General features: G+C 42.5%; 15 protein-coding genes and 1 rRNA gene. 1 reads left to right on the top strand and 15 read right to left on the bottom strand.

From position 1 onward, the window contains the following. Positions 1-116: 116 nt before the first annotated feature. From ACJA3J_RS12305 to ACJA3J_RS12355, 11 genes are all read right to left on the bottom strand, one after another. Positions 117-1681 (bottom strand): 16S ribosomal RNA (locus tag ACJA3J_RS12305). A gap of 577 nt (positions 1682-2258) precedes the next feature. Beyond that, positions 2259-2555 (bottom strand): DUF4260 domain-containing protein, encoded by a 297-nt coding sequence (locus tag ACJA3J_RS12310; RefSeq protein WP_406944159.1) that lies wholly within the window; start codon positions 2553-2555, stop codon positions 2259-2261. Between the two features lie 274 nt (positions 2556-2829). Continuing rightward, positions 2830-4164 (bottom strand): D-serine ammonia-lyase, encoded by a 1335-nt coding sequence (locus tag ACJA3J_RS12315; protein WP_406944160.1) that lies wholly within the window; start codon positions 4162-4164, stop codon positions 2830-2832. A 304-nt stretch (positions 4165-4468) separates the two neighbouring features. Next, complete coding sequence (locus tag ACJA3J_RS12320; protein WP_406944161.1) at positions 4469-5101, bottom strand: flavodoxin family protein; 633 nt, start codon at positions 5099-5101, stop codon at positions 4469-4471. A 298-nt stretch (positions 5102-5399) separates the two neighbouring features. Continuing rightward, a complete protein-coding gene (locus ACJA3J_RS12325; RefSeq protein ID WP_406944162.1) occupies positions 5400-6380 on the bottom strand; it encodes an HNH endonuclease in 981 nt (326 codons plus the stop codon). Next, positions 6370-6834 (bottom strand): phosphoribosyl-ATP pyrophosphohydrolase, encoded by a 465-nt coding sequence (locus tag ACJA3J_RS12330; RefSeq protein WP_406944163.1) that lies wholly within the window; start codon positions 6832-6834, stop codon positions 6370-6372. The genes ACJA3J_RS12325 and ACJA3J_RS12330 overlap by 11 nt, the downstream gene beginning before the upstream one ends. 291 nt (positions 6835-7125) lie before the next feature. Continuing rightward, positions 7126-8307, bottom strand: a complete 1182-nt coding sequence (locus ACJA3J_RS12335) for a restriction endonuclease (protein ID WP_406944164.1) — start codon at positions 8305-8307, stop codon at positions 7126-7128. A gap of 110 nt (positions 8308-8417) precedes the next feature. Next, entirely contained in the window at positions 8418-8669 is a 252-nt protein-coding gene (locus tag ACJA3J_RS12340) for a hypothetical protein (RefSeq protein WP_406944165.1), read from the bottom strand. 210 nt (positions 8670-8879) lie between these two features. After that, the gene (locus tag ACJA3J_RS12345; RefSeq protein WP_406944166.1) at positions 8880-10520 is read right to left on the bottom strand and encodes a 3'-5' exonuclease; all 1641 of its coding nucleotides are present in this window, start codon (positions 10518-10520) and stop codon (positions 8880-8882) included. 1 nt (position 10521) lies between these two features. Then, entirely contained in the window at positions 10522-13125 is a 2604-nt protein-coding gene (locus ACJA3J_RS12350; RefSeq protein ID WP_406944167.1) for a hypothetical protein, read from the bottom strand. A 4-nt stretch (positions 13126-13129) separates the two neighbouring features. Next, positions 13130-16273, bottom strand: a complete 3144-nt coding sequence (locus ACJA3J_RS12355; RefSeq protein WP_406944168.1) for a UvrD-helicase domain-containing protein — start codon at positions 16271-16273, stop codon at positions 13130-13132. 209 nt (positions 16274-16482) lie between these two features. Between ACJA3J_RS12355 and ACJA3J_RS12360 the strand changes: the two genes are divergently transcribed. Next, a complete protein-coding gene (locus tag ACJA3J_RS12360) occupies positions 16483-16707 on the top strand; it encodes a helix-turn-helix domain-containing protein (RefSeq protein ID WP_089652253.1) in 225 nt (74 codons plus the stop codon). Between the two features lie 305 nt (positions 16708-17012). Here ACJA3J_RS12360 and ACJA3J_RS12365 read toward each other — a convergent pair whose 3' ends face one another. The 4 genes from ACJA3J_RS12365 to dptG all read right to left on the bottom strand — a co-directional run bounded on the left by ACJA3J_RS12365 (position 17013) and on the right by dptG (position 25810). Beyond that, positions 17013-17435: a very short patch repair endonuclease gene (locus ACJA3J_RS12365; protein ID WP_089652251.1), complete on the bottom strand. Its 423-nt coding sequence runs from the start codon at positions 17433-17435 to the stop codon at positions 17013-17015. A 95-nt stretch (positions 17436-17530) separates the two neighbouring features. Beyond that, the gene (gene dcm / locus ACJA3J_RS12370) at positions 17531-18829 is read right to left on the bottom strand and encodes a DNA (cytosine-5-)-methyltransferase (RefSeq protein ID WP_406944169.1); all 1299 of its coding nucleotides are present in this window, start codon (positions 18827-18829) and stop codon (positions 17531-17533) included. A gap of 368 nt (positions 18830-19197) precedes the next feature. Beyond that, complete coding sequence (gene dptH, locus ACJA3J_RS12375) at positions 19198-24450, bottom strand: DNA phosphorothioation-dependent restriction protein DptH (protein ID WP_406944170.1); 5253 nt, start codon at positions 24448-24450, stop codon at positions 19198-19200. Beyond that, positions 24431-25810 (bottom strand): DNA phosphorothioation-dependent restriction protein DptG, encoded by a 1380-nt coding sequence (gene dptG, locus ACJA3J_RS12380; RefSeq protein WP_089652249.1) that lies wholly within the window; start codon positions 25808-25810, stop codon positions 24431-24433. Before dptG ends, dptH begins: the two co-directional genes overlap by 20 nt.

Below are 25810 nucleotides of genomic sequence, written 5' to 3' on the forward strand. Positions count from 1 at the left end.
CATCGTTAGATGAAGACAATGATTCCTTATCCAGTTTTCAAGGTTCACAAGTTGAAAGATCGTTTGATCTCTCAAAACTGAACAACCAACACAGTACGTTTCCGTTATATCCTTAGAAAGGAGGTGATCCAGCCGCACCTTCCGATACGGCTACCTTGTTACGACTTCACCCCAATCATTGGCCCCACCTTCGGCGGCTGGCTCCAAAAAGGTTACCTCACCGACTTCGGGTGTTGCCAACTCTCGTGGTGTGACGGGCGGTGTGTACAAGGCCCGGGAACGTATTCACCGCGGCATGCTGATCCGCGATTACTAGCGATTCCGGCTTCATGCAGGCGAGTTGCAGCCTGCAATCCGAACTGAGAATGGTTTTATGGGATTTGCTACACCTCGCGGCTTCGCTGCCCTTTGTACCATCCATTGTAGCACGTGTGTAGCCCAGGTCATAAGGGGCATGATGATTTGACGTCATCCCCGCCTTCCTCCGGTTTGTCACCGGCAGTCACCTTAGAGTGCCCAACTGAATGCTGGCAACTAAGATTAGGGGTTGCGCTCGTTGCGGGACTTAACCCAACATCTCACGACACGAGCTGACGACAACCATGCACCACCTGTCACTTGGTCCCCGAAGGGAAAGCCCTATCTCTAGGGATGTCCAAGGATGTCAAGACCTGGTAAGGTTCTTCGCGTTGCTTCGAATTAAACCACATGCTCCACCGCTTGTGCGGGCCCCCGTCAATTCCTTTGAGTTTCAGCCTTGCGGCCGTACTCCCCAGGCGGAGTGCTTAATGCGTTAACTTCAGCACTAAGGGGTGGAAGCCCCCTAACACCTAGCACTCATCGTTTACGGCGTGGACTACCAGGGTATCTAATCCTGTTTGCTACCCACGCTTTCGCACCTCAGCGTCAGAAACAGACCAGAGAGTCGCCTTCGCCACTGGTGTTCCTCCACATATCTACGCATTTCACCGCTACACGTGGAATTCCACTCTCCTCTTCTGTCCTCAAGTTCCCCAGTTTCCAATGACCCTCCACGGTTGAGCCGTGGGCTTTCACATCAGACTTAAGGAACCGCCTGCGCGCGCTTTACGCCCAATAATTCCGGACAACGCTTGCCCCCTACGTATTACCGCGGCTGCTGGCACGTAGTTAGCCGGGGCTTCCTCGTTAGGTACCGTCAAGGTACCGCTCTATTCGCACGGTACTTGTTCTTCCCTAACAACAGAACTTTACGATCCGAAGACCTTCATCGTTCACGCGGCGTTGCTCCGTCAGACTTTCGTCCATTGCGGAAGATTCCCTACTGCTGCCTCCCGTAGGAGTCTGGGCCGTGTCTCAGTCCCAGTGTGGCCGATCACCCTCTCAGGTCGGCTACGCATCGTCGCCTTGGTGAGCCGTTACCTCACCAACTAGCTAATGCGCCGCGGGCCCATCTGTAAGTGATAGCAAGAAGCCATCTTTCAACTTTCCTTCATGCGAAAGAAAGTATTACCCGGCATTAGCCCCGGTTTCCCGGGGTTATTCCGATCTTACAGGCAGGTTGCCCACGTGTTACTCACCCGTCCGCCGCTCGTTCCACGAGCTTCACCCCGAAGGGATCCACTCGCTTCCCGCGCTCGACTTGCATGTATTAGGCACGCCGCCAGCGTTCGTCCTGAGCCAGGATCAAACTCTCCATAAAAGTTAAGTTTGACTTGCTCATTTGCACACCGAATGTGCTTGTTTCAAATCTCTTCTATAAAGAAGAAATGTTTTGACGTACTGGTTGGTTCGTTCAGTTTTCAAAGATCAATGTTTTGTTTGCCGCTTCAAAAAAGCGACTCAATCAATATATCATGTCCAGTTGTTTGTGTCAACAATTTTTTTGATTTATTCTGTTAAGCCGTTTGCGGCTAGCCGCTCTCTTAAAGCGACAAGTAATAATATATCATGCGATTCGAAACGATGCAATAGGTTTTTATAATAATTATGATCATAGAGACAGGGATGCTGCTATTGGTTCAATTGATTCCAACTCAAGATTGATAACTCCATCGGAAATGGAGATTTTGATTTATGGAGTAAAAAAGCTGTGAGTTACTCTGCTTGTTCCCTTGTCATTTGCTTTTCCATCACGACGAAAGGGCACAACTCTTTTTTCAGGGACGCCCCCATGCAATGGAACAATAAAGAAATACGCCAACCCAATGATTTCCTTTGATTTTACGTATTTGTTCCGTACATTCTTCGAGAAAAGATTCGACCATCTCTCCTCCCTCCTAGACCTTTTGAAAATGTGAATCTTTGAAACCACTATGATACTTCAAACCGTAACCAATCATCCTATCCATCCCGATATGAGCCGTCCAAATAAGGCTGACCATCAATAACCAATCTAACGTTATAATAGTAGATACAAGTATGAGCGTGACCGAAAGGATGTAACTATGAAAGATATTGTAAACAAGGGCCCCTACTCTTTCATTGATGACATAGCTGATCATGGACACATTGCAAGCGAACAGAAGAAAAATGAAGGCGAGCCAGCTGAAATTGTTTTGCTGGTAGAAATACAAACTTGTACGCTAAAGCCAAAATCAATTCCTTCCTTATAATGAAACAAAGAAGAACCCTACAAACTTTTTTGGTTCGTAGGATTCTTCTTTGTTTCATAGACTGAGTTTGATCCCAGACCTGTGGTTTTATATGCATTTAATAATGTTCGTCAAGAGCTCTCCATGACATTCTCAGTCTTTTAATAACTTATATATTCGCACCCCACCATAAAACCATAGGGGCAAAATTTTCTCTAACTGATTTCACAGGATCATTACAACAGGTTAGTTTCTTCTATTCTTCCTCACGAAGAAATGATGTACCTTTAGAAACAAAACCTTCCATAATATCTTTTGGCACCAAACTTCCACCTGTTGCCCAGACTAAATGAGTAGCATGACTTAAACGGGAGCCGTAAATAAGGTCTAACTGTTTTTGAATGTCAATGGAAGAAGGCCCGTACATGCCGGCAAGTGCCGATGGTTCGAGGGAAATACCTTCCGATTCATGCAAAAGAGCTAATAGCTTGTACAAGTTTTCGTCGTTGATCGTATAAATGCCGTTCACCATATTTTCTACCAGCCGGCCAGCCAGAGCTGATGGTCGTCCAACAGCTAATCCATCCGCTTCTGTCTTATTATCAAGCCCGATATCCTGAACAGAAATGTCCTCATGTTTTCCTGTGGCAAGACCAAGCATCATGCACGGAGAACTGGTCGGCTCTGCAAAATAACAGTGCACATGATCCCCGAAAACATACTTCAGTCCATAAGTGATCCCCGCGGGGCCTCCTCCTACACCGCAAGGTAAATAAACCACTAGCGGATGTTCCGCATTAACCGTTATATTCTCCTGTTTTAACTGCTCATTAAGGCGCAAAGCAGCCACGGCATAGCCTAAGAATAAATCCTTGGAATTTTCGTCATCAATAAAATAACAGTTCTTTTGCTCCTGACATTGTCTTCGTCCTTCGTTTACGGCAAAAGAAAAATCCTTATCATGCTCCACTACCACTACACCTTTTTCCCTGAGCAACTCTTTCTTCCATTCTTTTGCGTCCACGGACATATGGACCGTTACCTCAAAGCCTAAAACTGCACTCATGATGCCTATACTTAAAGCCAAATTTCCTGTGGATCCTACAGCTATCGAAAAGTTAGAAAAGAACTGCTTGAATTCGGGATTGGCTAATTTAGAATAGTCGTCATCTTTTGTAAGCTTTCCATGTTTTATCGCCAGCCCTTCCGCGTATTTTAATACTTCATAAATACCTCCTCGCGCTTTTATGGACCCAGCTATCGGAAGATCATGATCACACTTCACATACAAATGGCCAGGAATGGATTGTTGAGATCGCTTTTCCAATTCCTGCTGCATAGAAGGGATGCCGCGAATGGGAGATTCAATGATTCCGTTCATTTTCTTGGTTTCTGGAAAAACTTCTTCTAAATATGGAATAAACCTTTGAAGAAGCTTTTCTGCTTCATGAAGGTCTTCGGTAGGAATAGACAGCTTCTTTTCAAGCGTGTAATAAGGTTTAAGTGATTCATTGGACCAGTACGTTTCTTTCTTGTTTTTCAACTGATCGATCAATTCTTCCTCGCTCTTATAAGTACTTTTAGGACACATAGAATCTGAATCCTCCTTTAGTTGATTTATAATTAAGGTAACATAGGAAGCGCAGGGACGGTTCTTGCGCTTCCCCAAGTTCGGTTCGAATCTAATTGAAGTATGAAAATATAAGGTCCCTATGGGTCAAAAAGAATAGGTTTTGGGACCTTTAATAGGTGCAGGAGGAACTTTGCTCATTCAGATCCATTTAAAGAACAGCAAAAAAGAGAGAAAAGCCCGAATGGCTCCCCTCTCCTGTAACAATCATCATTTATATGCTTAGGAAGCGCATGAACCGTCCCCGCGCTTCCCTTTTTAGTGCTTACTGCATCACATTCCCTACAGCCGGAATCGGATTCTCTTTTAAAATCCGGGCGAGGTGCAGCGTATTATAAGCAAGCATCTTCACATGACCCTTCGTAAATTCATTGTCATTTCCATCCACATCCAAATAGGATGGCCCTGGACCGGCTTCTCCGACCCAATACGTATCCACATTCGGCGGAATCAAAAAGCCGAGATTTGATTGGGCATATAAAATCGAAGAGGCTGCCTTTTTGGCACCATCTTCATTTCCTGTGATGATTACACCACCGACTTTATTATAGAAAATGGACTGTCCTTTTTCATTCGTTTCACTACTGCTTCCATCCAGTCTTTCAATCGCCAGTTTAGCCAGGCTGCTTTTCTCTCCCAACCATATCGGGGTTCCGATCATGACGATGTCTGCTTCCTTCACTTTCTCTAAGATCAGCGGCCATTCGTCCTGTCCCCCCAGGTCAGCACTAATCCCGAAAGGAATATGATAATCGGCCAGCCGCACCATTTCCGTCTCTGCACCTTCGTCTTCCATTATATTTAATACTTCTTGACTGAGTCCTCCTGTATTAGAAGGTTCTCCAGCACTCGTCTGTTTTAAAGATGCATTGAGCACGAGGGCTTTCAATTTACTCATCTTATCTACCTCCTATTTATATATTTCCATTCCCTTAGACCAAAGAATTCAATCTGAAATTCGCCTATCTTCACGAGATCATACAATCATGTAACATTTATATACTTAGGAAGCGCACGAACCGTCCCCACGCTTCCTAGTCACAAGTCTCTTACATCCACTTAAGCATGCGGTGGACGGTCTCTTCTATTTAGAACAAAAGAATCATTTCCATAAAATAAAAGATTAGAATCAAGTAAGCCGGGCATTAAAGTTTTTTAGAATAAAACAAAATACCTACTCATTCTCCTTACATCCATCACGGAAACCAGGTGCCTTCATAACCGTTCTGAATCGAATATTCGTAGAGATGTACCATTTTTTTCTCCTCATAATTCGAGAGGTCCTGATCTCGTATGACGAGGTCCTCGTAATTGAGCAGCTGTTCGTTCCTCGTAACCACATCATCCAGGAATTCCCGGACCGGGAGCCTGTCGTTCTTCGACGTATTACATGTGCTACAGGATAATACAAGGTTCCACAGGTGATCGGATTGTACAAACGACCAAGGGATGAAGTGATCGACATGGGTCTGCACGTTCCCCTTACCCAGAGACTTTTTACAATAGAAACATCTTTCCTCAAAATACTGCATTAACACCCGCTCGAACGGTTTCAAGGTAGAGCGCTGTGCAATGCTTTCGACTTTTCCTAAGAGATAGTTGATATGGGGGACAGCGTTTAACTGCTCAATCATTTTCGCCATATGGTAGTTAACGAGATCGACCAGTAGTCGCTGATATTTCCTCATGAACGTAAGAACATACCCATTGAAGCGGAATCGCTCCTTCTTATGATCGAACGCATAAAATGACCCTCGCGTATCTCCGTAAAGCGCGCCGAATACATTCGTCTTCATGACGGATTTTATTCGTTTCGCTGCCTTGATCTGGATGGGGGGATCCAGCCTGTCGAAGGTGATATCTTTCGGAATCTGGTGCTCCTCACTGATTTCTAACAATCTCTTAATGACAGCGGAGCCTCTCGTCCCCTGCTCCAAGTCGTGGTGGATGACGAGGTTCCAATAGATTTTGGCGAACGAATAAGCGAGCTGGTCGTACGTCACTTCGCCTTCGGAGTCGACCTGGTACAAGTTCTCAATCATCGCTTTCAACAGACCGTACTTATACGTAGCCGACTTCTTCGATTTGGTCGTCAGCACAATCGTGAAGAACCGCCACACTTCCTCTTCGGTCAAGTAGAAAGCTTGCAACTCTCCTACTCTCAATTTATGACTCATCTTCTACCTCGACCAGATAGATTCTCTCCTTAAAGGCGCCTCTTTCTTCCGCTTTACGTCTTCTTACGTCTTCGAGCTCATCAAACGAGCAACCGTGTCGGACAGCTAGAGCCCTCACCAGCTCTAGAAAGTCAGCAAGTTCTTCGACTGACTCCTCGTCATTTCCTGTTTCTAGATATTCTTCTGTTTCTTCGACCAACTTCCTCTCTAGTTCTTTAACATAGGCTTTATCAGATAGATGCTGGATTTCATAAGACTTGCCTGACTTTGCGATAATGTCCGGAATTTTGTCCCGGACGAGTTTATTGTAAATGGGCATCGTTATCCATCCTTTATGTATGGTCTTCCAATCATGGCGCGTGATTACTGGTTCAATGCGAATCGGAATTCCGTTGACTTTTCCTTCACCAATCCCGGCTAAGTGCCCCATCTGGTAGGGACTTAGGAATGCCATTTATCAAACTTCTAGATTATTTGGATATACTATGAATATTACCTAGCGTATTAAATCAGGAATGAATTTATATCCGAATATATCCATCTTATCCATATAATCAATAGGTTTAAATGGTGAAGCAACTACTTGGTGAGAAATATAATCCCATTTTCCCAAAACTGTTAATTCTTTTTTAGTCAATAAATCAATGATTCCCGCTTCTATCCTGTATTTAGTCAACTGAGTGAGTTAGTGGAGTAATTTTTATTGGAGATTCTTTCTATATATTTTTTATTATATTGTATGCAGTTAGTAAGGAAAATTAGTGCATAACCATGTTTCTACTGTTCCACGTTCCCTGAATCCCTGCCCTTCTAAAATAGCACCTATGTCATCCGCACAGATGATTATGACAGGATGTTCATCTATTTTTATCTCTTTATATGCTTGATCACTTACATATGAGGTCGTAACAAATATACCGAACTGACGATGTCTCAATCGACTAATTAATCTGGAGGTTTCAGAAACACCACAACCGCTCGTGAATATTTTGCACTTCGCCTCAAGTGCAAAATCCACTTTAACAGCGTTTTGGGGTAAACCTATTCTGTATTTCCCTACAGCGTCACGTCCATTGTCCCTCCACGGTCTAGTAACTATACACTCAACAATGTTACTATCCATCATCTTAACTATTTCAGCTGCACATTCTTCAAAAGCATACTCACCATTGGGATGTCCTTTAAAATACTCGATGATTGTCTCTACCATCTCATATCTTCTTGAAGAAGTCGGTATCTGTTCCTTCCTCAAACGATGTTCAATCGTTCTCTCAGCAGTCAGTGGTTTATATATACCTTCCTCAACCCACTTCACCCATTCTTCTGGAGCATTTTCTGTAAGGGTTTTTCCTTTATTAAGATCTTCTATCCACTCCCTACTGATTGTTGAAACATCAAGTATAGTGAAAACTGCTTTGTAATTCTGAAACCTCTTCCCTTCCCTCAATTTCCAAATTGCTACCAAGTCTTCATAATAATTGACATCTGGATGACCAGGCACTCCCAAACCTTGAAACACAACATCCCTTCTATTGCCTGATTTACTGAAAATAAAAAATGGTGGAATTTGGTGTCTCTTTCCTAAATGCAATTGGTCAAAGGAATATCTTAATAGCTCATTGCCACCCTTAGGAGTATCATGAAGTTCCGAGCCATGTTTGCGGTTATCCCCAAAGTAAATAAACTTTCCTGTTTCTTTTTCTATCATATCTGGCCAGTCTGCATTGACCATGTCTGTGTATATTCCACATAACTTGTATTTATGTAGTTTCTTTTGACCTGATATACGGAAACCACCCATGTTCTCACAATTCAGCAATTTACTTATAGGATCGGCAGAGACATTATCCTGTGGCCCTCCTTCATATATTGCTTCTACTGTAAGGTTTGAGTTATTCAATTCTGAAAATTTTACGATTGTTTGCATTTTAACACCACTTTACATTAAGAGATTAATTCAGTTATTTACTTCATTTAGTAAAGAAAAGCATACAGGTCAATATCTCCTGGTTATAGATAGGCGTGGCTCACTCTATTTTATTCTCGCCACTTAGTGAACCATCCAGGTTTCTTTTTTGTAGCCCTACCACCATTGGGTTTAAAAATGAATCTAATGCCTCTACCAGCAAACTTATTCATTACTGAATCAAGCTCTGCCCCTCCTACGACCCATAAACATCCACCTTTCCGACGTTTATCAATAAACTGAAGGTCCATTCCCCTCAGTTCCTCAACAAGAGAATCCTCGTCATGAAAAATAACTCCTTTTTCAACATTTGTATTTTTCATCGCCTCTCGATCTCCCCTTGAACTTTCAATACTGAAATAAAAATTCAATGCTTCATCCAGTACCTCAGGGTCCATCGTTCTCATACATTATCACCTCTATATAAATACACTTGAATTTCTATATGTAATAAACTAGAACCGGGGGGATAAAGCCCCCCTAATTCAACCTGTTTATTTCAAGATAAGCCATGCACCAGCAGCTTACTGACATCAAACCAAGGTTTTCCTGAATCCTTTAGCCACATAGTCCTTATTATGGATATCCTTGATGAAAGGAGAAATTTCAATCTCAGCATTTCTGTCATAACAGTAATGGAGGACCAACTCTTTTTTAGCCCGGGTCATCGCGACATACAGTATCCTCTTTTCCTTTTGCAGAAGTTCCTCATAATCTTCTTTATAAGATTGAGTGGGCTGTTTTTTCTTTTCCAATTCTATTGTTTCTTCTAGGTGAGGGTAATAGTTCTTATCGAAGTCGAGAATGAACACGTAATCGAATTCTAGCCCTTTTGCTGCTTTAGCTTCGATGAAATAAAGGCTGCCCTTTTCTACATTTTCTTGTATTGATGTCCTGACCTTGAAATGTTTGCTCAAATAACTTTTGGTGCTGTATTCGTTACCGGAATTGTTATATCTGTGAAGTACGGCTATATGGGACCCAGGGTTATCTTCATAAATGACATGGATTTTTTCTGCGACCTTATCGAGCATTACCCTTCTACTTTTCGAAGCGGTGATTTCAGGCTTATTCCCGCCTTTCCTGAAGTACTTTTCATTTTCATACTTTGTATCATCTGATGTCTTATCGAATTTGAGTGAATTAGCCACTTTCATGATTTCATAGGTCGACCGCCAATTCTTCGCCAGTACTATGTTGTTCCGGTTCGTGATATCCAGGCCAAGGTCCCTATAAGAGAAAGGGCTGCTTTTGTACACGCGTTGCTTGTCATCTCCACTCATGATGAATTCTTCCTTACACAAATCCACAAGAACTTTCAGTTGCATCGGCTGGAGATCTTGTACCTCGTCTACGTATATGAAGTCGAAGAGGTCTTCTACATTCAAACGCTCCATATTCTTCAGAATGAGGAGGGCGTAATCGTCCTTGTCTATCCTGTTTGAAAAGTCCTGTCGTTGAAGTGCTAGGTATTCCTCGAACAATTTGAATACCGTCTTCCTCTGCTCCACTGATATGCGCGGCAGCCTTCCCCTCCCTTTACGTTCACACTCAAGATAATCCTCCAAGGACACGAAACCTGTCCCTTTCATCCAAGAGAACTCATCCATCAGGAACTCGATGTTCTTGTTCCGCTTTATAGTATGGAGTGGGGCGCAGTCCTTGAACTCCTCCCCTCCCAACTTATCGAGGAGTATCATCATTTTCGCTTTCATATTATCGTCATGTCTATAAAGGTTTTTGTGTCCAGTGCCGAATTTAGGTACTTCTTGGCCGCAACGCCCAAGCATCTGATAGGCAAGTTCATGGAAAGTCAGGAATTCGATACGGTTCCCAAGAGCCTCCAATTTCGCACGCACCGGAGATTTATTGTATCTGTATCTTGCATCCATGACCAATTGATAGTTGAAGGAGACGAATAGGAAATTACGTCGTGTACTCTCCGCCATCTTCTTTATCATCCTTGAAACCAGGGTGATGCTTTTCCCGCTACCGGCCGCCCCTTTTATCATGAGTTGGTTGACGGGAAGATGTGTGATTTTCATCTGTTCTCCACTAAGGGTGATACCTTCAAGGATTCCATCTCTGGCTCCCCTTATATCTAGTGTTTCGTTTCCCTCGATACGCCTCTCCCCTAAATAGAAGTCGAGGGCTGAATGTAATGAAGAGTTCATATCAAACTTCCTCCTCCTGCCCTCTCATATCCGCATGGAAAATTGAAGCTTCACAATGATAAGAGTGAGGGCAATACTTGCAAAGTGCAGAAGGAGAAGCCTCGGGCATCGAATCAGCATCGAACTTGTCCTCAAGTTTCAGCTTCTTATAAGATTTCACTGGGTCTTCCCCCAAATATGTCATGGACTCCTTCCATTTTTCCTGCGTGAAGCCTCCTCTGTGAGTGAGGAATTGGAAGTAAGTGATGGCAGTATCATATTTAAAGCCGTCATAATCCCTTTTCTGTTTCCCGAAATGTCTTTGACTCTCTAACAATTTCTTTGATGAATTGGACTCAATAATCGATTTCAACCTGACTTCGCTGAAATGCGGGAACATCCCTTTCATCCAACTCAGTATTACACCTTTGTCCTTGCCTGAAGCTCCGGCCTGTTTGACTAGGTTACCGATCAGAAAAGATTGATGGAAGTCGTTTTGATAAGAGGAATGTGTTTGCAATACCGAACTATAATACACTCTTCTAGCGCATAAACTAGCTTCGGCCATTTCTTCACTTGGGTATTGGACCACATTCGAAGTCTGTCCACCTAGCAAATCGAAGTCGTAGTCGATATCAACAGGATTGAATTCTTGTGGTGTATCACTATGATTGGCTACCTCCAGATTGAGTAGGTCCATATAAACGTTCTGTGCAAGGTCCTCCTGATCGTTCCAGTTTTTGATCCAAGATAATTTGAGTGTTTTTTCAGAACTCAAAGCGAGGAAGAACAGATATCTGGAGATGGAAACTTGGTGCTTCTCTCTGAACAGATACATATCTGTCGCTTGAGTATCTAATGCCGCAATCGTCTTTTTGGACAATGGCCAAGGCATCGGTGCACTCTTCATAGGGTAACTTTTTTCATCGAAAGCACAAATGTGGACACTCCTGGAGCCGGACAATATCATACCGTCCAGCTGCTCCATCGGCTTGACTTTTCCTGGAGATCCGTCATCCCTCTTATCATCTGGACTTTTGAACCCATCACCAAGGTAGATGGTCAAGGCATCAGCCAAATCGGCCACATGGTAATCTTCATCATCCCCATATACTTTCAGGGCCTGTTCCAATTCATCCACAAGCCTTCTTTCCTCTTCCAGCAAAAGATTCTCTTTGACACCCGCTTCTTTAACAAGGTCTTGTATCTTAAGGAAATGATCCCTTATTGTAGAACGTTCCCGCTCAATATCCATCATCCAAGCCGCATCATCGATGATACGTTCCATGAAAGCTTCAATCAGCTTGATTTCTTTTAGAGGGACTGACAAGTAAGAGAATCTCTTAAACTGGTTTAATCTGACTTTCTTGAAGTGATTAGAGTCACCTAAGCCTTCTTCTAGCATTTCCCTTTCGTGACGTTCCTGCAACCCTTCTTTGAAATAAACCAGATCCTTCATTCTCCGCGTCCATTCCTCCGTAGTTTCACACCCGGAGAAATAAGGAAGGATTTTTTTCAATTGGTAGGTATAGTCTCTAGCGTTTTCCCCTTCCAAAGTCAACCACCCGGAAGAAAAGAACTCCATCAGTGTAGAACCTTGAAGAAGGTATGCTCCTCCATCTCCATAGTCCTCGTCATACATCGAATGGAGATGGAAAAGGTACTGGCCTATCGGATAAGATAGTAGATGTTTATTAGTGTTCAGCCCACTATTGAATTCCTCTATCCTCTCATTCAATTCATCTGCCGAAGGAGATACCATATTCTCTTTACCAGTGATTTTGGTCTTGTTGATATCTTCTACAAAATCCAATATAAATTCGTAAGATTTCGTGTCTATGCCTTCCATATCTCCTTGTCTATAAGATCCTTCGATTTTGGAAGCAAACTTATCTGCATTAGGCCGTGCATCATCACTTCCATAAATCCAATCTTCATCCGTTGCCCATCCATAGGTTTCTGAAAAATTCTCTTCCAAAAAACTGAATACGGAAGGGAACCTCCTGCTGTACATATTGAGGAAAACCAGATTGAATCCCTTTTCTTTCATTTTAGTTAATACATGATGCTGGACTGGTGATATATAGTAAAAGCCATGTAATACAATGGTTCTAGCTTGATTAGAATTCTGATATGGTTCAATTACGGATTCCATACCTTTTGGACTCAACCTGTATTCAGCCTCGGACATGAACTGGGCGAAGTGCGGAAGCATATCCTTCCATACCATACAAAAAATCTCTTCTTCTTCCTTTTGCACCTTCTGTAAAACATATTCCGGCCTCAGACCTATCTCTGTGAGGTTCCTCATAGTTATCAATAAATCCAGCTTGTTCCGTTTGAATGACTTGAGTATGTTCGGATTCAACCTTCTATACCCCTTGCGTAAAAAGTCTGAGAGCTTTGCATATTGACTGAACCTTTCATCCGGATTGTTCCATCCTGGGTAGAACGAGTCCACCAGTGCCTTCGCACTTGTGACCCGTGCTTTTCTCAATCGTTTTTCAAGACTTCCTTTCAATGACTGCGTAGCACATATGTGTAGACAACTCTCATAAGGCTCGAATTCTTCCATGAAATGAAAACCATTCGGGTTCTCATAAGTCAGAACTTTGACTGTGCCCATGTCCCTACCCCCTGTTGTAAATATCCAATATCCTGGACCATGTATAGTGATGTCTATCGTTCTTCCAATTCCTGATGATGCAAAGTTCCCTTTCCGCCCTAGTCATAGCTACGTAAAGAAGGCGAGACTCTTCCATTTTCATTTCCTCGTTTTCACCTTTGGACATGAATCCATGGTTATCATTGTATTTCTCACCTTCATTGATTTTCTTTATCCTCCAACCTACCTTGACCCTGTCTGAACTTTCATTTTTTCCGAAAAGGATTTCATTGAAGACATTTTCGAATATCCTGTCCGTGAAGGGGATGACCACTGTATGGAACTCCAAACCTTTCGCCCTGTGAGCCGTCAGAATATTTATCCGGTCGAGGAGACTGCTGTCTCCATCTTCTACAAAAACTTGGTCTTCATCCCTGTTAGTAGCGATATTTATTTCAAGCCAACTTTGTATCTGATTCAAAGTCACGAACTCTTCTGAAAATACTTGATGGATTTTTTCGAAGAGTTTCCCCAAATTCCGTTTGTATCTGAGAGTGTGTAGTCGAGCCATTTCCTTAATCTGTTCCTCGGAATATTCATCACTGTAACCATCCTTCTCAAGCCTTTTACGTTCCCTTGAAAAGACGAAATCATAAAGTTCACTTTCCGACAATATAGTCCTTAAAACAGACAAGACAGGTTTGAACTTCAATTCATCCACATACTCATACAGTTTCCGGGAATGATTCCGCAAAGAACTCTTTAGATCACGATGGAATCCACCGGGGTGGACCAAGCTCGATGCTCGGATACGTCCCCTTCCGTATGGACCATTGATAACAGGGAATGCGAACTTCGGTTCATCAGGGTGCAGCAGGAACAAAAGGAGGCTGTGAAACTCACGTACGGAAGGACTTGTGAAGAAATCCCCGCCTACTTTGAGGTCCGTAAACAGATTTTCTTCCCGGCACCACCGGTCCACCAACCTCGCTTCTGCAATCGTCCTCGTTAGGACAGCTACTTTATGCCCTTCATTCTTTTCCTTGTTCAACTGCTTTACTTTTCGAAACCTCTGCATAATCAACTGCATCGCTTCTTGCCGTAATTGCTTCTTATCCTTTTTATTCGTTTTGGTGATAGTCAAGTGTTCAGTGTCCACATCACCATCATTCATCCCTTGCAGCCTTTCCATGCTGTCATCCAACCAGCCTTTCTGTTTCCAGAATGAAAAAAACCGCTCCATTTCTTCCAACAACTGTGTCGTACTACGATAGTTCTTGAATAGTCTATAATCCTTATCGTTTATCAGAATGCCCCTGTTCGCCAGTTGCTTAGACAAGACTTTGAAGGCTGTATGGTTCGCCCCTCTGAAGCGATATATGGACTGTTTCGTATCGCCGACCACAAACATTTTTGACTGGAAAGCTTCTTGTATGGCTGAGAATAATCTGATTTGAGAGTCATCACTATCCTGGAACTCATCGACGAACAGATAGTCTACGGGTTTCTGGAGGTGGCCGAATATGGAGGATCCATCTTTTTTATGGATTTCATCAATATGTCTGGTCAAATCATTCAATGATAAAGAATTCGTCTTGTCCTTGACCTGGATATATCTCTCCAAAGTGTTCTTTATCATTTTTTCCACCAATTCATTCATTTCACTATAATTCGATGACTCTCCGAATTCAGCTGAAGCGATTTCATCTGTGGTAAAACCTTTTTGCTCGAACTTCTCCCAAAAATCATAGGCGCAATCTATGAACTCATGGAACTGTAAAGGTTTGAAAAGTGCATTGAGGTCATCTCCCACTCCACGGCCATCCAAAAGATCATCAAGGGCTTCTTCTAGCCATTTCTTCTTATCGCTTTTGAAACTTCTCAACTTGAAATTCAACCCTAGACCACTTAACTGTCCCAATTCCTTCAACAGGTCTTTACCGAAAGAAGGGATGGTCTGTATGCGCATATCATTCAATCCTTCAATGATGTGCAAGAAACGGGGATTGTGAGTACATTTATACTTTTTAAGGAGAGCCTCCTTCAATTTGTCGTACATATGCTTGGCTGCGTCCCTTGTAAAGGTGATCATGACGATGTCGACTGGGTTCACTTTTTCTTTCAACATCAGATATTGGAGTCTATCAATCATCACCGTCGTTTTCCCTGTACCAGCTCCTGCCTGTACAATCATATTCTCTTCTGCAGCAGCGTGTTCGATTTTGAATTGTTCGAAGTTGAATCCAGGGTAATCTGATGAGATTCTATGTACCTCATCGACCCTGTCACCATCGAACACCTCTGACAACCGGTTTAAAGTTATTTGCTCATTGATAAAAACTTGAAGCATCTTACTCTCTATATAAGAATCCCCGATTGATGTAATCGGGCCATCAGTGAAAATTAAGACTTTTACTCCTTCCTCCATCAAATAGCGGATGACCTCTTTTTTCTTATCGATTTCTGAGGTAGGTGCTTGTAAAACATAGGAGTATGCACACTCAGGGATATCAGGTTTACTTATGTACTTCTTTTTCTTCAAATCCCTCAATGTATATGGAGTCACGATGTAATGGTCATCTGCTATAAGGGAGAGAATCTCTTTTTCTATTTTAATGTTCACCGGTTTTTCAGGTAGTTGACGAGAGATAATCATATCTACGCCACTTGACATTTCTCTACTACGAAGCCCTGAATTTCTGAATAAGCTATCGAACTCGATCAAATCGTCTGTAGTGTACCCCATGGTTTCAAGGCATTTCTGTAACTCCCTTTTAGAAATGATCATCGCTTCTATTTCTGTAATGTCATTGAATTTGATAGAGCGGGTGTCTTCAACTCCATCCCTGGTCTTCATCCACATCACATTATAGTGTGTTGTTACTTGGTTATGATCCAGGAACCATCCCTGCTTCATAACTGGCCCTCTCATATATGAGAGCTCGAAAGTGAAAGTCTTCAAATCCTTGTTGGCAAAATAGATTGCGCATTTATCATCAATGAAAACTTCTTCTTCCTGCTTTCTCATATACACGTCTATTCCTTTTTTTTGGCTGTCCTTATCGTACATTCTTTCGTAACGATAGCCTAGGAGGGAGTACATATATGAATCAATGAATTTGGAAACTTCTTTTTCTACATCTATATCAGAGTTGAATGTCGATCCCAAAACTATCACCTCACTTGCTTTATTTAACAAAATTATAACAAATCATGATAATATTTGGTATGGATTGAACAATAATAACTAATACTAAAGAATTAAATATATTCTAATCAAATGTTAACTTCTTACATCTACTGATTATATGTAATAAAATGTAAAATAGTGACTGTCAGTCCATGGTGCTCTAAGTTAGTTCATACGATGATGCCGGTATGGACAAAAAAAGAGAAGCAGAAGTCAGACAGATATTCGGCCAACGTTTAAAGAATATTCGTTTAGAAAAAGGATTATCACAGGAAGAAGTGGCCTTCCGATCCGGCTTCGACAGGACGTATATCAGCGGGATGGAACGGGGACTGAAAAATCCCTTTTTGATTACCATTGAAAGTCAAGCAGATGCACTGGATGTAAATACGGATTCATTTTTCAAAGATTGATGATAGAATAAGGAGGAGGCACTTCAAGCCAAAGGCAATCTACAAAGGGGGATCAAGTATCTTGCTCAGTAAATTTGAAATCATATATTTTCCGCTGAGCGGACATAAGGTCACTATCGAAGTAATGGAAGCTGACCTTTACATAGCTACTTGCAATTTCAACTCCATCAGCTACAAAGCAGAGTCTTCTTGCAAATCTTATGCTGTAAACGAAGTCTTAAGTTTCATAAGAGAAGACCATTCCATCTGATGTTGAACATTTCCTACATCATCTATGGTTTTCCATACTAAGAAAGAGAAGGATTTCATTCCTTCTCTTTCGCTTTGTCTATAAATTCCGATATCCTCTGTACCGTATCCTCGAATTCATCTTTCTTCAAGTCATGTTCCCATACTCTCAATATGTTCCAACCTTTATCCTCGTAATACTGGTTGTCACGTTGATCCCGCTGCTTGTTCCTCTCGAATTTATCTTTCCAGAACTTCGTATTCGATTTCGGGGTAGTACCGTGTACTGGGCAAGCATGCCAATAGCAGGAATCGATGAAAATGACGACTTTGTACTTCTGGATGACGATATCAGGTGTACCTCTTAATTTCCTGACATTTTTCCTGAATCTATAACCTCTATTCCATAAAGCTTTGCTCACTTTATCTTCTAGCTTGGACCTTGCCCTTATCCTGCTCATCGTCTTTTTCCGTTGCTCCGAAGTCATGATGTCAGCCAAGATATCACTCCTTTCGTACACTTGTATTCATGTTGCCCTTTTTATCTGGCCCTATAACATTTGAATATACCGACACAAAAAAAAGCCGATCGCTCTCAGCAATCGACTCCCGTTTCAAATAAATCCAGTTGTGAGACATGGTCCTCTGCCTCTTCTTCTTTATGAAGTTTGAGGATTTCATGTCCTATTTTTTCTATGATTCCTGTAACCAAGGCATTGCCCATACAGAAATACCTTGTCCGTTCAGGCATGAAACCTTTCGTCCAGTCAGGTGGGAATCCATTAAGCAGTTCCGCTTCGAGCGGAGTGATAAAACGGATTCTTCCGGTATTCAAGTCCTCTACGACATGGGAACTCCGATTTTTGGTCCCTTCACTGGTAAGCATCGTACGACTGGGAGCATCGAGGTTCTCAGGGAACGCCATGCCACCTTCCGTATAATAGTACTCATGTCCGGTCTGGGAGACCCTTTTCTCTCTCTTGGCACCTTTCTGATACTTCATCTCTTCGAAATCAGAACGGCCTTTTTTGTTTTCATTGTCTTCCTTAAGATAATACTTCTCATCCACTTCTCCCTGGATCGCATTCGCTTCTTCGAGTATTTCCCGCAATGTGACCGGGGAAACGTCCGAATCTGGAATGAGTTCTGCACTGTAGACATCACTGCCTATCAAAATACCGCTGTTCTTATATGGAAGCGAGAAGTGATCGGAAACTTCCACAATGTCTGTAGGGAGTATCGCTTCTTGATCAGGGTGGCGATGATTGTGTTCTTCCTTCACAGGGAATTGCTTCACGAAGAATCCTTTTGAATGAAGGATATCCTCAGGCCCTTCATTCTGAAGACGTTGTGCTATCAAAGTCGATTTGTGAAAGGCGAAGATGAATACGCGTCGTCTTCTCTGTGCGAAACCGTAATCCGCGGCATTGATGACTCTCCACTCCACATAATATCCTTCATCTCTCAAACTGGCGAGCATGACGGAAAAATCTCGTCCTCTTTGCTTTGAGGGGGACTTCAGGAGACGGTCGACGTTCTCAAGAAGCAAATACTTCGGCTTACGGGATTGAACGATATTCATGATTTGCCAGAAAAGGACACCTTTCTTACCTTGGATGCCACTCTCCCCTGACAGAGTCCGTGCTACCGAGTAATCCTGGCAAGGAAATCCACCTACGAGTAAATCATGCTCTGGTACTTGCGGCCAGACTTCTGCTATATCCTCGTTGGAATGCTCACCTGTATGAAACCGGTTCGTGTAGCACTCGAACGCTGGCTGTGATTTCGTTGATGGTTCCCACTGATTCGCCCATACTGTATTGAATTCGTGACTGGCTTTTTCCAAACCTATCCTGAAGCCGCCGACACCGGCGAATAGTTCTACTACGTCCATGACACCGAACATCCTTTCGGTTTTTATATCATTATACATTATAATCGAAATGTCTGTAAAGATCAAATCTTGTCGTCCAGAAGAATATTTTATCATAAATGAGTTTGCTAGACCATCATCTGATTGGAGGGATAATCCTTGAATTGAATCAGATAATCCTCACCGCCCGAAAGTATCCCGCATAAGAATCGCATCAAGCAAGATGTCCCTCCTCTTTTGAGTACTGGAATGGTAGCCTGTACCTGTGATATAAGTGCTTCTCCTGTTTCCTCAAATGTCAAGACAGTTGGGGCGGACAAACATCATCCTATGATTGGTATCACTATCACTGACATCAAGAAGACCGGAAGATAGACTTCCGGTCTTATTCATAGTCTTTCCTTCATTGACGAAATATTTACGACTACCGGCATGGAGCCCTTCAGTTCACCATCTTTCCCCAGTACAGGTCCATAAACCACGCATTGTCCCTTTTTAAGGTTTTTGAGTTTTTCCTCCCATTGTTTTCGTGAAGGTGTGTCCTGGGAGAATGTAGCCGCGATACTGCTTATTTCATTTTCAGTAGGGTTGAAATAGATTTTCTGTGCGGCATTCTGCAAACGGCTCAGGTGGTCACTAGCAAAACCTTTGGTGAACTGTGTAGCGAACCAACCAGACCAACCGAATTTCCTTCCTTCGGTCAATATTTTGGATGTCGGTGCATCTCCGCTCATATCCAAACGCTGCATTTCGTCCAATACTATCGGAAAAGGTTTGTTTTTATTTCCGTGTTGCAATTTGTAGTACCACAGATCCCATAGTATGAATTCGGTAATCATGTTCTGTACATCCGGCGAATACCCAGTCAATTGGACGATGAACACTTTCCCCTCATCCCGGCCGAGGAATGACCAATCGAACTTTTCATCATAATCGAAAGGGTTCTTATCGATGAGAAGATTCATCTGTGAAAGAGCTGTCTTCGCAGTGGCCGATCCATCTTCTTCGAGAATCTCTCCGAGCCTCGGCAGACTCATCTCTTCGTCATACTGCCTCATCCCTTTGATGACCGCTTGATAGATGGAATTGAGCTGTTGGATACCCAGGGATTCATAGATAGAGCCGATGACGTTCTTAATCCGTTCAGCGACGTCGGAATCATCCTCGGGAATATGGATATCTTCATCAAGCATTTTCATATTGCGTTTGAACGGGTTCACAGGGAATTTCTTTGCACGGACGATGAACTGCTCGAGATCATCACCCAATTCTTCCTTGAACTCTTCCTCCAGCTGTGACTTTTTGTACCCGTCCGTATAATCGATGATGATGCTGGAAATCCCTTGCTTGGCCAATTCCAGAAGCATACATTGGATGAAATAAGTTTTCCCTTGGCCGGATCTACCTACAGTGAACATGTGTCTGTTCGCCAAGCCTGGATTACCGAATTCCCAATGGACTTCCGCTTCAGAACCTTCCACTTTACCTATCGGAATCCGAATGTCTTCCAATTCAACTGCAGACTTGGGAGCAGGTTCCACTAACTCCCCATCTCCTTGTTGAATAACCTCATCGCTTGTGCCATTCGAATATTTTTGTACATCTTGCTCTGGCGGCGTTGTACCTTCAAGCGAACTTTTCTCTTGGTCATCATTTCCTTTAGTTTGTCCATCGGTGGTTCCAATAGATCCACTTTCAATCGGATCATGATCATCCGCTTCCTGGGTTTCCTCATATGACACCCCCGTTTGATGATTAGGATCCTCTGGACAACTTGTATAAAGGCTTGATAATAACTTGTCTGCCGGCAAATCGAAATATCCTTTTTCCATCTTATCTCTGATTTCTTCTATAGGAGTCACTATTCCTTTATATGCATCATCCTCGAGAAGAGTCAGCATCAGGATATCTTCCTCTTTGACTGCGGAACGATAATGATGGTCTTTTCTGAAAGTCAGGACGGCGCCTTTGCCGATTGAATCTTCCAGATGTTCAGCGATGATGAAATCATCATTCAATAACATGGGTTTTAGGTCTTCGACAGAGTGGAACCGGACATCATCCCATAAACCATTCGAATGCAGCTTTTTAGCATTAGCCAGCAGGATATGAGCAAAAAAGTTCCTATAGAATTTGTTGATGAAAGAATCATCCTCATCCTGCCTGAGGTGCTTATGAAACAGTTTCGCCGTCTGATCGATCTGCAATCGGGCTTTACTATTCTGGATTCCTCCTATTTTGACTTCGATAGGATAAAAGTGCACGTATAGATTTCCATCCCGTTTTTCTAAACCTATCAACAAGACGTCATCACTGTGTTTCCCTCTGGATTGCAGGTTCGACGTCGAAAACAACCCGTCTCCTTTAGTCAAGTTGACTGCCCCGGCGACCCTCAGGATTTCTTCGAGAGAAACCGGAATCCATTGGATGTTTTCATGATGGAAGAAGCTTTCAGCATATTTCATAGCGGAAATTATACTCACTTTTTCTCTGGCGAATTGCCCTTTGCTACCTATTATCCTCAATAGCCATTCACCGTTTATCGCATTGAATGTCTGGATGGCTGAATCGATTCTTTCAGCGTTCACAGGTACTTTATGCTCTTTCAGGTACTCTTCGATGACCATTTTGTATTGATCCGACTTATCCGTCACTGTTATAGCATCGTAACGATCCGATGAGGAGTACTGATCACTGTAATGGATGACCAACAAGTTGCTGGCAGGTTTCTGGAAAAACTCCAAATCCACTCCAGGGTCGATGAAAGTCACCCACGCTGAAGACTTGTATATCTCATCGAGCATCGCATAACCCTGGGTAGACGTCCTGATTACAATGGATTCATTTTTACTATAGGAATTGCTCGCTTCGTTTTTCATATTCGCTGCAAGCTCATTCACATAAGTCGCCGTCTCAATCAGAATGTTCGACCCAGCAGGACTATTCTTCAAACCGAAACCGGAACGGTAATCTGCTTCACTGGCGATCGAATTCACGGATGATAATAGACCGTCCAAGGACATCCCGCTCTCTATCTGGTCCACCCTGTGCAAGGCATCACTGTCTTGAGTAGGCATTTTGAAGAACGAAATATGGGCATAATCGAACTTGGTCTTCTCTTCCAATTCAAGTTTATAATAGGAGATGTTCTCTCTTATATGGCGTAAGACGTCGGATTTATCATAGTCCTTCGACTTCAGGGATAACCCGAATTCCTCTTCCACTTGTTCAGGATTCTCAAGGATGGAAAAGGACTCGAAAGCGCTCATGGAGTGTGTGTTCCTATATAAAGCCAATTTGACAGGGAAAAGGGAATGTGGTCCATCCTTTTCCAGTTTTCCTTTCAAATAATTGAATACCCCCTTCACTATTTCCGTATCATTATGGATTTGTATAATATTCAACAATAAAGGCGATTTTGAAGCATCCAGGAAAAGGTAATCGAAATGCTGGACGAATTGATTCATTTTTTCACGGACCACCTTGGCCATGAATTCATTCGCATTACCTACCGTCACTTGGTTCTCAGGCTTATAATCGATCCATTCTGGAGTATCCGATTCCATTGTAGGGCGATACAAGGAATCGCCTTGTCCATAAATGAAAGGTAAAAGGTTCTGAGGGTGCAATCTGTCCAAGATATGCGCATCCACTTCTTCAGCACCCAGAATTTCATTCAGATACAATTGGTATGAAAGGTTCAGAGGATGGAAAGGAGTCATCCAAATGTCTTCCTTATTCCTTATGAAGCCCAGATTCATAAGACCCTTTTGCGAATCGTCCAACAAGACATGTTCTTGGATTTCCGAGATTTCTTTCTGGTAACTGAAGACGAACTTCTCAGCCGCTTCTTTGATATCGCCATCCAAATACCCCAAACTAGGTAGGAATTCTTTTTCATCCATGATATCCAATAGGTTATCATATGCTTCCTTTACATCATGGGGCAAATTCAGTCTTATCGCCTGTAATTCTCCGAACTCCATCGTTCCTGATGCCATACCTTCTTGGATCCACTTCTGTTCTAATTCGACTTTCCCCTTGAAATCATTATGCATATACGCTTCGAAAGTACCTTGTTTGAGACGGTTTTCCACTAGATGGAAGGATTGCTCTCTCTCCCTCTTCAACTTCCATACATTCTTCGCTAGAATCGGCCTTGCGCGGGTCTCCTTATCATTGATTTGCATAGGTATCTGTATTCCATCAACGATGATATTCACAGGAAGTGGTCCTTCACCCCAAGCAGCAGTATCCACTTCCAGCTTCGTAACCGTATCCTCTGCCAATGCGATGCTTTCACCGGACTCAGTGATATTTCTCTCTACGACGTCAACACCCTCACCCAGCTTCATAAGTTGACCTTCATAGTTGATTGAGATATGTGACTTGCTTTGTGTGACCTTGACTTCATAGGAGGTTTCTATCCCTATCAACGTCTTTTCAGAGATAGGCAATACACAGAACATGAATTCATAAGTGGACTTGTTTTCCTCTTTGTGTTTATATCTCATTTTGAAGAAACCTGCGTGATCAGGATACACAGGTAATTTGACATTGAATTTCTTTCCGCTGGCATTCGCTTGAGCTTCTTTGTCTTTATTCTTGTTATCTACATAATTTTTGGACAGATAATCGTCGAATTCGAATGACATTTCCACTTTGGATTCCTCAGGTGAAGCGAAAATGATGATATGCCTCTTCCTGTTGCCCGCTTTCGTTTCTGACAAAGGTTTTTCCCAATAAGAAACATCTTTGTTCAATTTCTTAGTTTCAGTGTCCTTATAATTGAGGGTTTTGGACTTCCGTTGAGAATAAGAATCAATGATCGGCTTGAATTCTGTATTCTGCCAACTCTCTTTTTTCAAACTCGCTGCAATCTTATCATCAAAGACTTTTTCCAGTTCTGTTTCTTCATTTCCGTATTCATGTATTCTTTGTACGCGCTCGAACAGGCTCGAGTTGTCATCCAAACGCTTTCTGACTTCGTTCCGTTTCATGTTAGGTTCTTGGTGTATGAGATTATCAGGGAAAAGGGAAAGACTGTTGAAATCCTCCCTGTCGATACGACCTTTATGGAGTAGGCTCAGAACTTCTTCATAATCCCAGATTGACGGCTGGAGGAGAGAATCTTTGAGTTTCCTGTCCAAATGGAAATGAAGGACCTCTTTTTCTTGAACCGATAAGGTAGTATCCTTTTCCAAGTCACTTTTCAATTTATTGGCTATCGACTTCACATGGAAAGGCATGCCTTCTCTTTGTAAGTCGCTGCTCCCGCCTCGGATACTGTCAAGCGTTTCATGACAGATACTGAGCAAAGCTGTACGTTCCCATTCCCCTTTTTGTTCACTTACATTATTCCTCAAAGTGACGAGGAAATCGGGTTTCACTTCATCGATCGTAGCCGCTACCACAATCCTGACACCATCTATGTGGAGAGCTATCGTACGGTACAATTCGCCATGCTCATGTTGGTACTTGAATTCATGACTGAACTCTGACTGGGAAAGGCTATTGAAAAAATCAGCAACCTCAGGTTCTTCTTCGAGTTGCAGATAAAACCTTTCGCCACCTTCTAGATTCTGCCTTTTGAAGAAGTCCTTCAAGTTACCTGTAAGATAATCATAAAATCGGTTTGACATATTGAGCATCACCACTATCACTCTTCTTCTCTATTAGATTAAGTTTGTCGAACATCTCCTGTATCTCTTCTTGAGATTGTCTATCAAAGAACAGACCTCTTTTCTCCAGTTCTTTGAACATTTTTTTCAAGGAGATTTTCTCATCTTTCACTACCAATGCTGCCATCAGCAATAAAAAGTCCTGGGTCACATTCAAAGTATGTCCAAGGGCTCCCCTAGTTTTGAGGAAGTATCTTTTTCCGATTTCCTCGATACCCAATGCGTACCTCGACTCTGTACCGGCACGAGTGGATTGTCCATAAACTTTTTTGATGGTTTTGAACAATTCCCTCATCAAGTCATTGACTGTCATATCATCCTGGACACTTACCTCTTCTTTCATAGCGATAGAAGAATATTCCTTGATCCAATGGCGCAAAGCGCTTATTACCTCTTTCCGCTCATTTTCGTCCTTGTTTTCGAAAGTGGTCAACAACCTCAAGTAATCCTGGTTTTTCACATCGAAAATGAAATTCAGATGTTCAAGAGTGTTGATATGGACCAGGAGATTCCTCGCTGATTCCTTCACTTGGGAATACCCTCTCTTATATGCAGCTCTGTTCCTGCTGGAAGCTTCCCAATCGAGGTTATAGTATAAATCAGTAGGTCGATCATCTTCAGCCTTGTCAAATTGGTTCAATTTCAATGTCAGTTGCGAGATTGAAAAGAAATAATAATAGGCAAGGAAAAGCTCGATGTGTTGCAGGAAATACTCTTCATGTCTTGCCAAGAACAGCAAGTCTTCCTTGAAGTATCCACTGATGAAATCCAGTGGCTGAGGATAATTGTTCTGAGCTGCTTCCTTTTCCAATTCAGGCATATGATCCCGGACCAGTTTCGTAAGCACATGCCCTTTCTCTGAGCCATGCAGAATATCATGGAAGACCGATTCATCTCCCTTCAAAAGAGCATTATGCATATATAAAGCGATATTCTTTTCTCCGGTAGCTTCTTGCGAATCGGATAGAGGAACATAGGATAACATGAAAGGATGCAATATCCTGAAATTCTCTGATTGCAACAAGAATTTCTCCAGCACTTTTTCGAAGTGTGGAGCATCGGACTCATCCATACGGACTTTGTCTTTTATATTCTGTATGACTTCCCTATTGTCGATATCGGCTCCCAGCTTCTTTGAATCCGCGTATCTTACGAATTGGCCGATGACCGGAAGGAATCCGTTCTTGAATTTGGCACGTTCGGGGTTACGTGTTTGGAACGGTAGCATGTGGGCCCTTTTATTTATGATGTGTGATAATTCTTTCTTTTCGCCTTCGCCTTTTACTCTCAGCGATTTTCTCAACTCTTCCAATCTTTCCAA

The organism is Halobacillus sp. SY10 (assembly GCF_045401165.1).
In the GTDB taxonomy this organism is placed as follows: Bacteria; Bacillota; Bacilli; order Bacillales; family Halobacillaceae; genus Halobacillus; species Halobacillus aidingensis.

Coding starts and splice junctions, on each gene's coding strand:
- ACJA3J_RS12315 (WP_406944160.1), bottom strand. CDS start 4,164: ATGTGTCCTAAAAGTACTTATAAGAGCGAGGAAGAATTGATCGATCAG.
- ACJA3J_RS12320 (WP_406944161.1), bottom strand. CDS start 5,101: ATGAGTAAATTGAAAGCCCTCGTGCTCAATGCATCTTTAAAACAGACG.
- ACJA3J_RS12325 (WP_406944162.1), bottom strand. CDS start 6,380: ATGAGTCATAAATTGAGAGTAGGAGAGTTGCAAGCTTTCTACTTGACC.
- ACJA3J_RS12330 (WP_406944163.1), bottom strand. CDS start 6,834: ATGGCATTCCTAAGTCCCTACCAGATGGGGCACTTAGCCGGGATTGGT.
- ACJA3J_RS12335 (WP_406944164.1), bottom strand. CDS start 8,307: ATGCAAACAATCGTAAAATTTTCAGAATTGAATAACTCAAACCTTACA.
- ACJA3J_RS12340 (WP_406944165.1), bottom strand. CDS start 8,669: ATGAAAAATACAAATGTTGAAAAAGGAGTTATTTTTCATGACGAGGAT.
- ACJA3J_RS12345 (WP_406944166.1), bottom strand. CDS start 10,520: ATGAACTCTTCATTACATTCAGCCCTCGACTTCTATTTAGGGGAGAGG.
- ACJA3J_RS12350 (WP_406944167.1), bottom strand. CDS start 13,125: ATGGGCACAGTCAAAGTTCTGACTTATGAGAACCCGAATGGTTTTCAT.
- ACJA3J_RS12360 (WP_089652253.1), top strand. CDS start 16,483: ATGGACAAAAAAAGAGAAGCAGAAGTCAGACAGATATTCGGCCAACGT.
- dcm (WP_406944169.1), bottom strand. CDS start 18,829: ATGGACGTAGTAGAACTATTCGCCGGTGTCGGCGGCTTCAGGATAGGT.
- dptH (WP_406944170.1), bottom strand. CDS start 24,450: ATGTCAAACCGATTTTATGATTATCTTACAGGTAACTTGAAGGACTTC.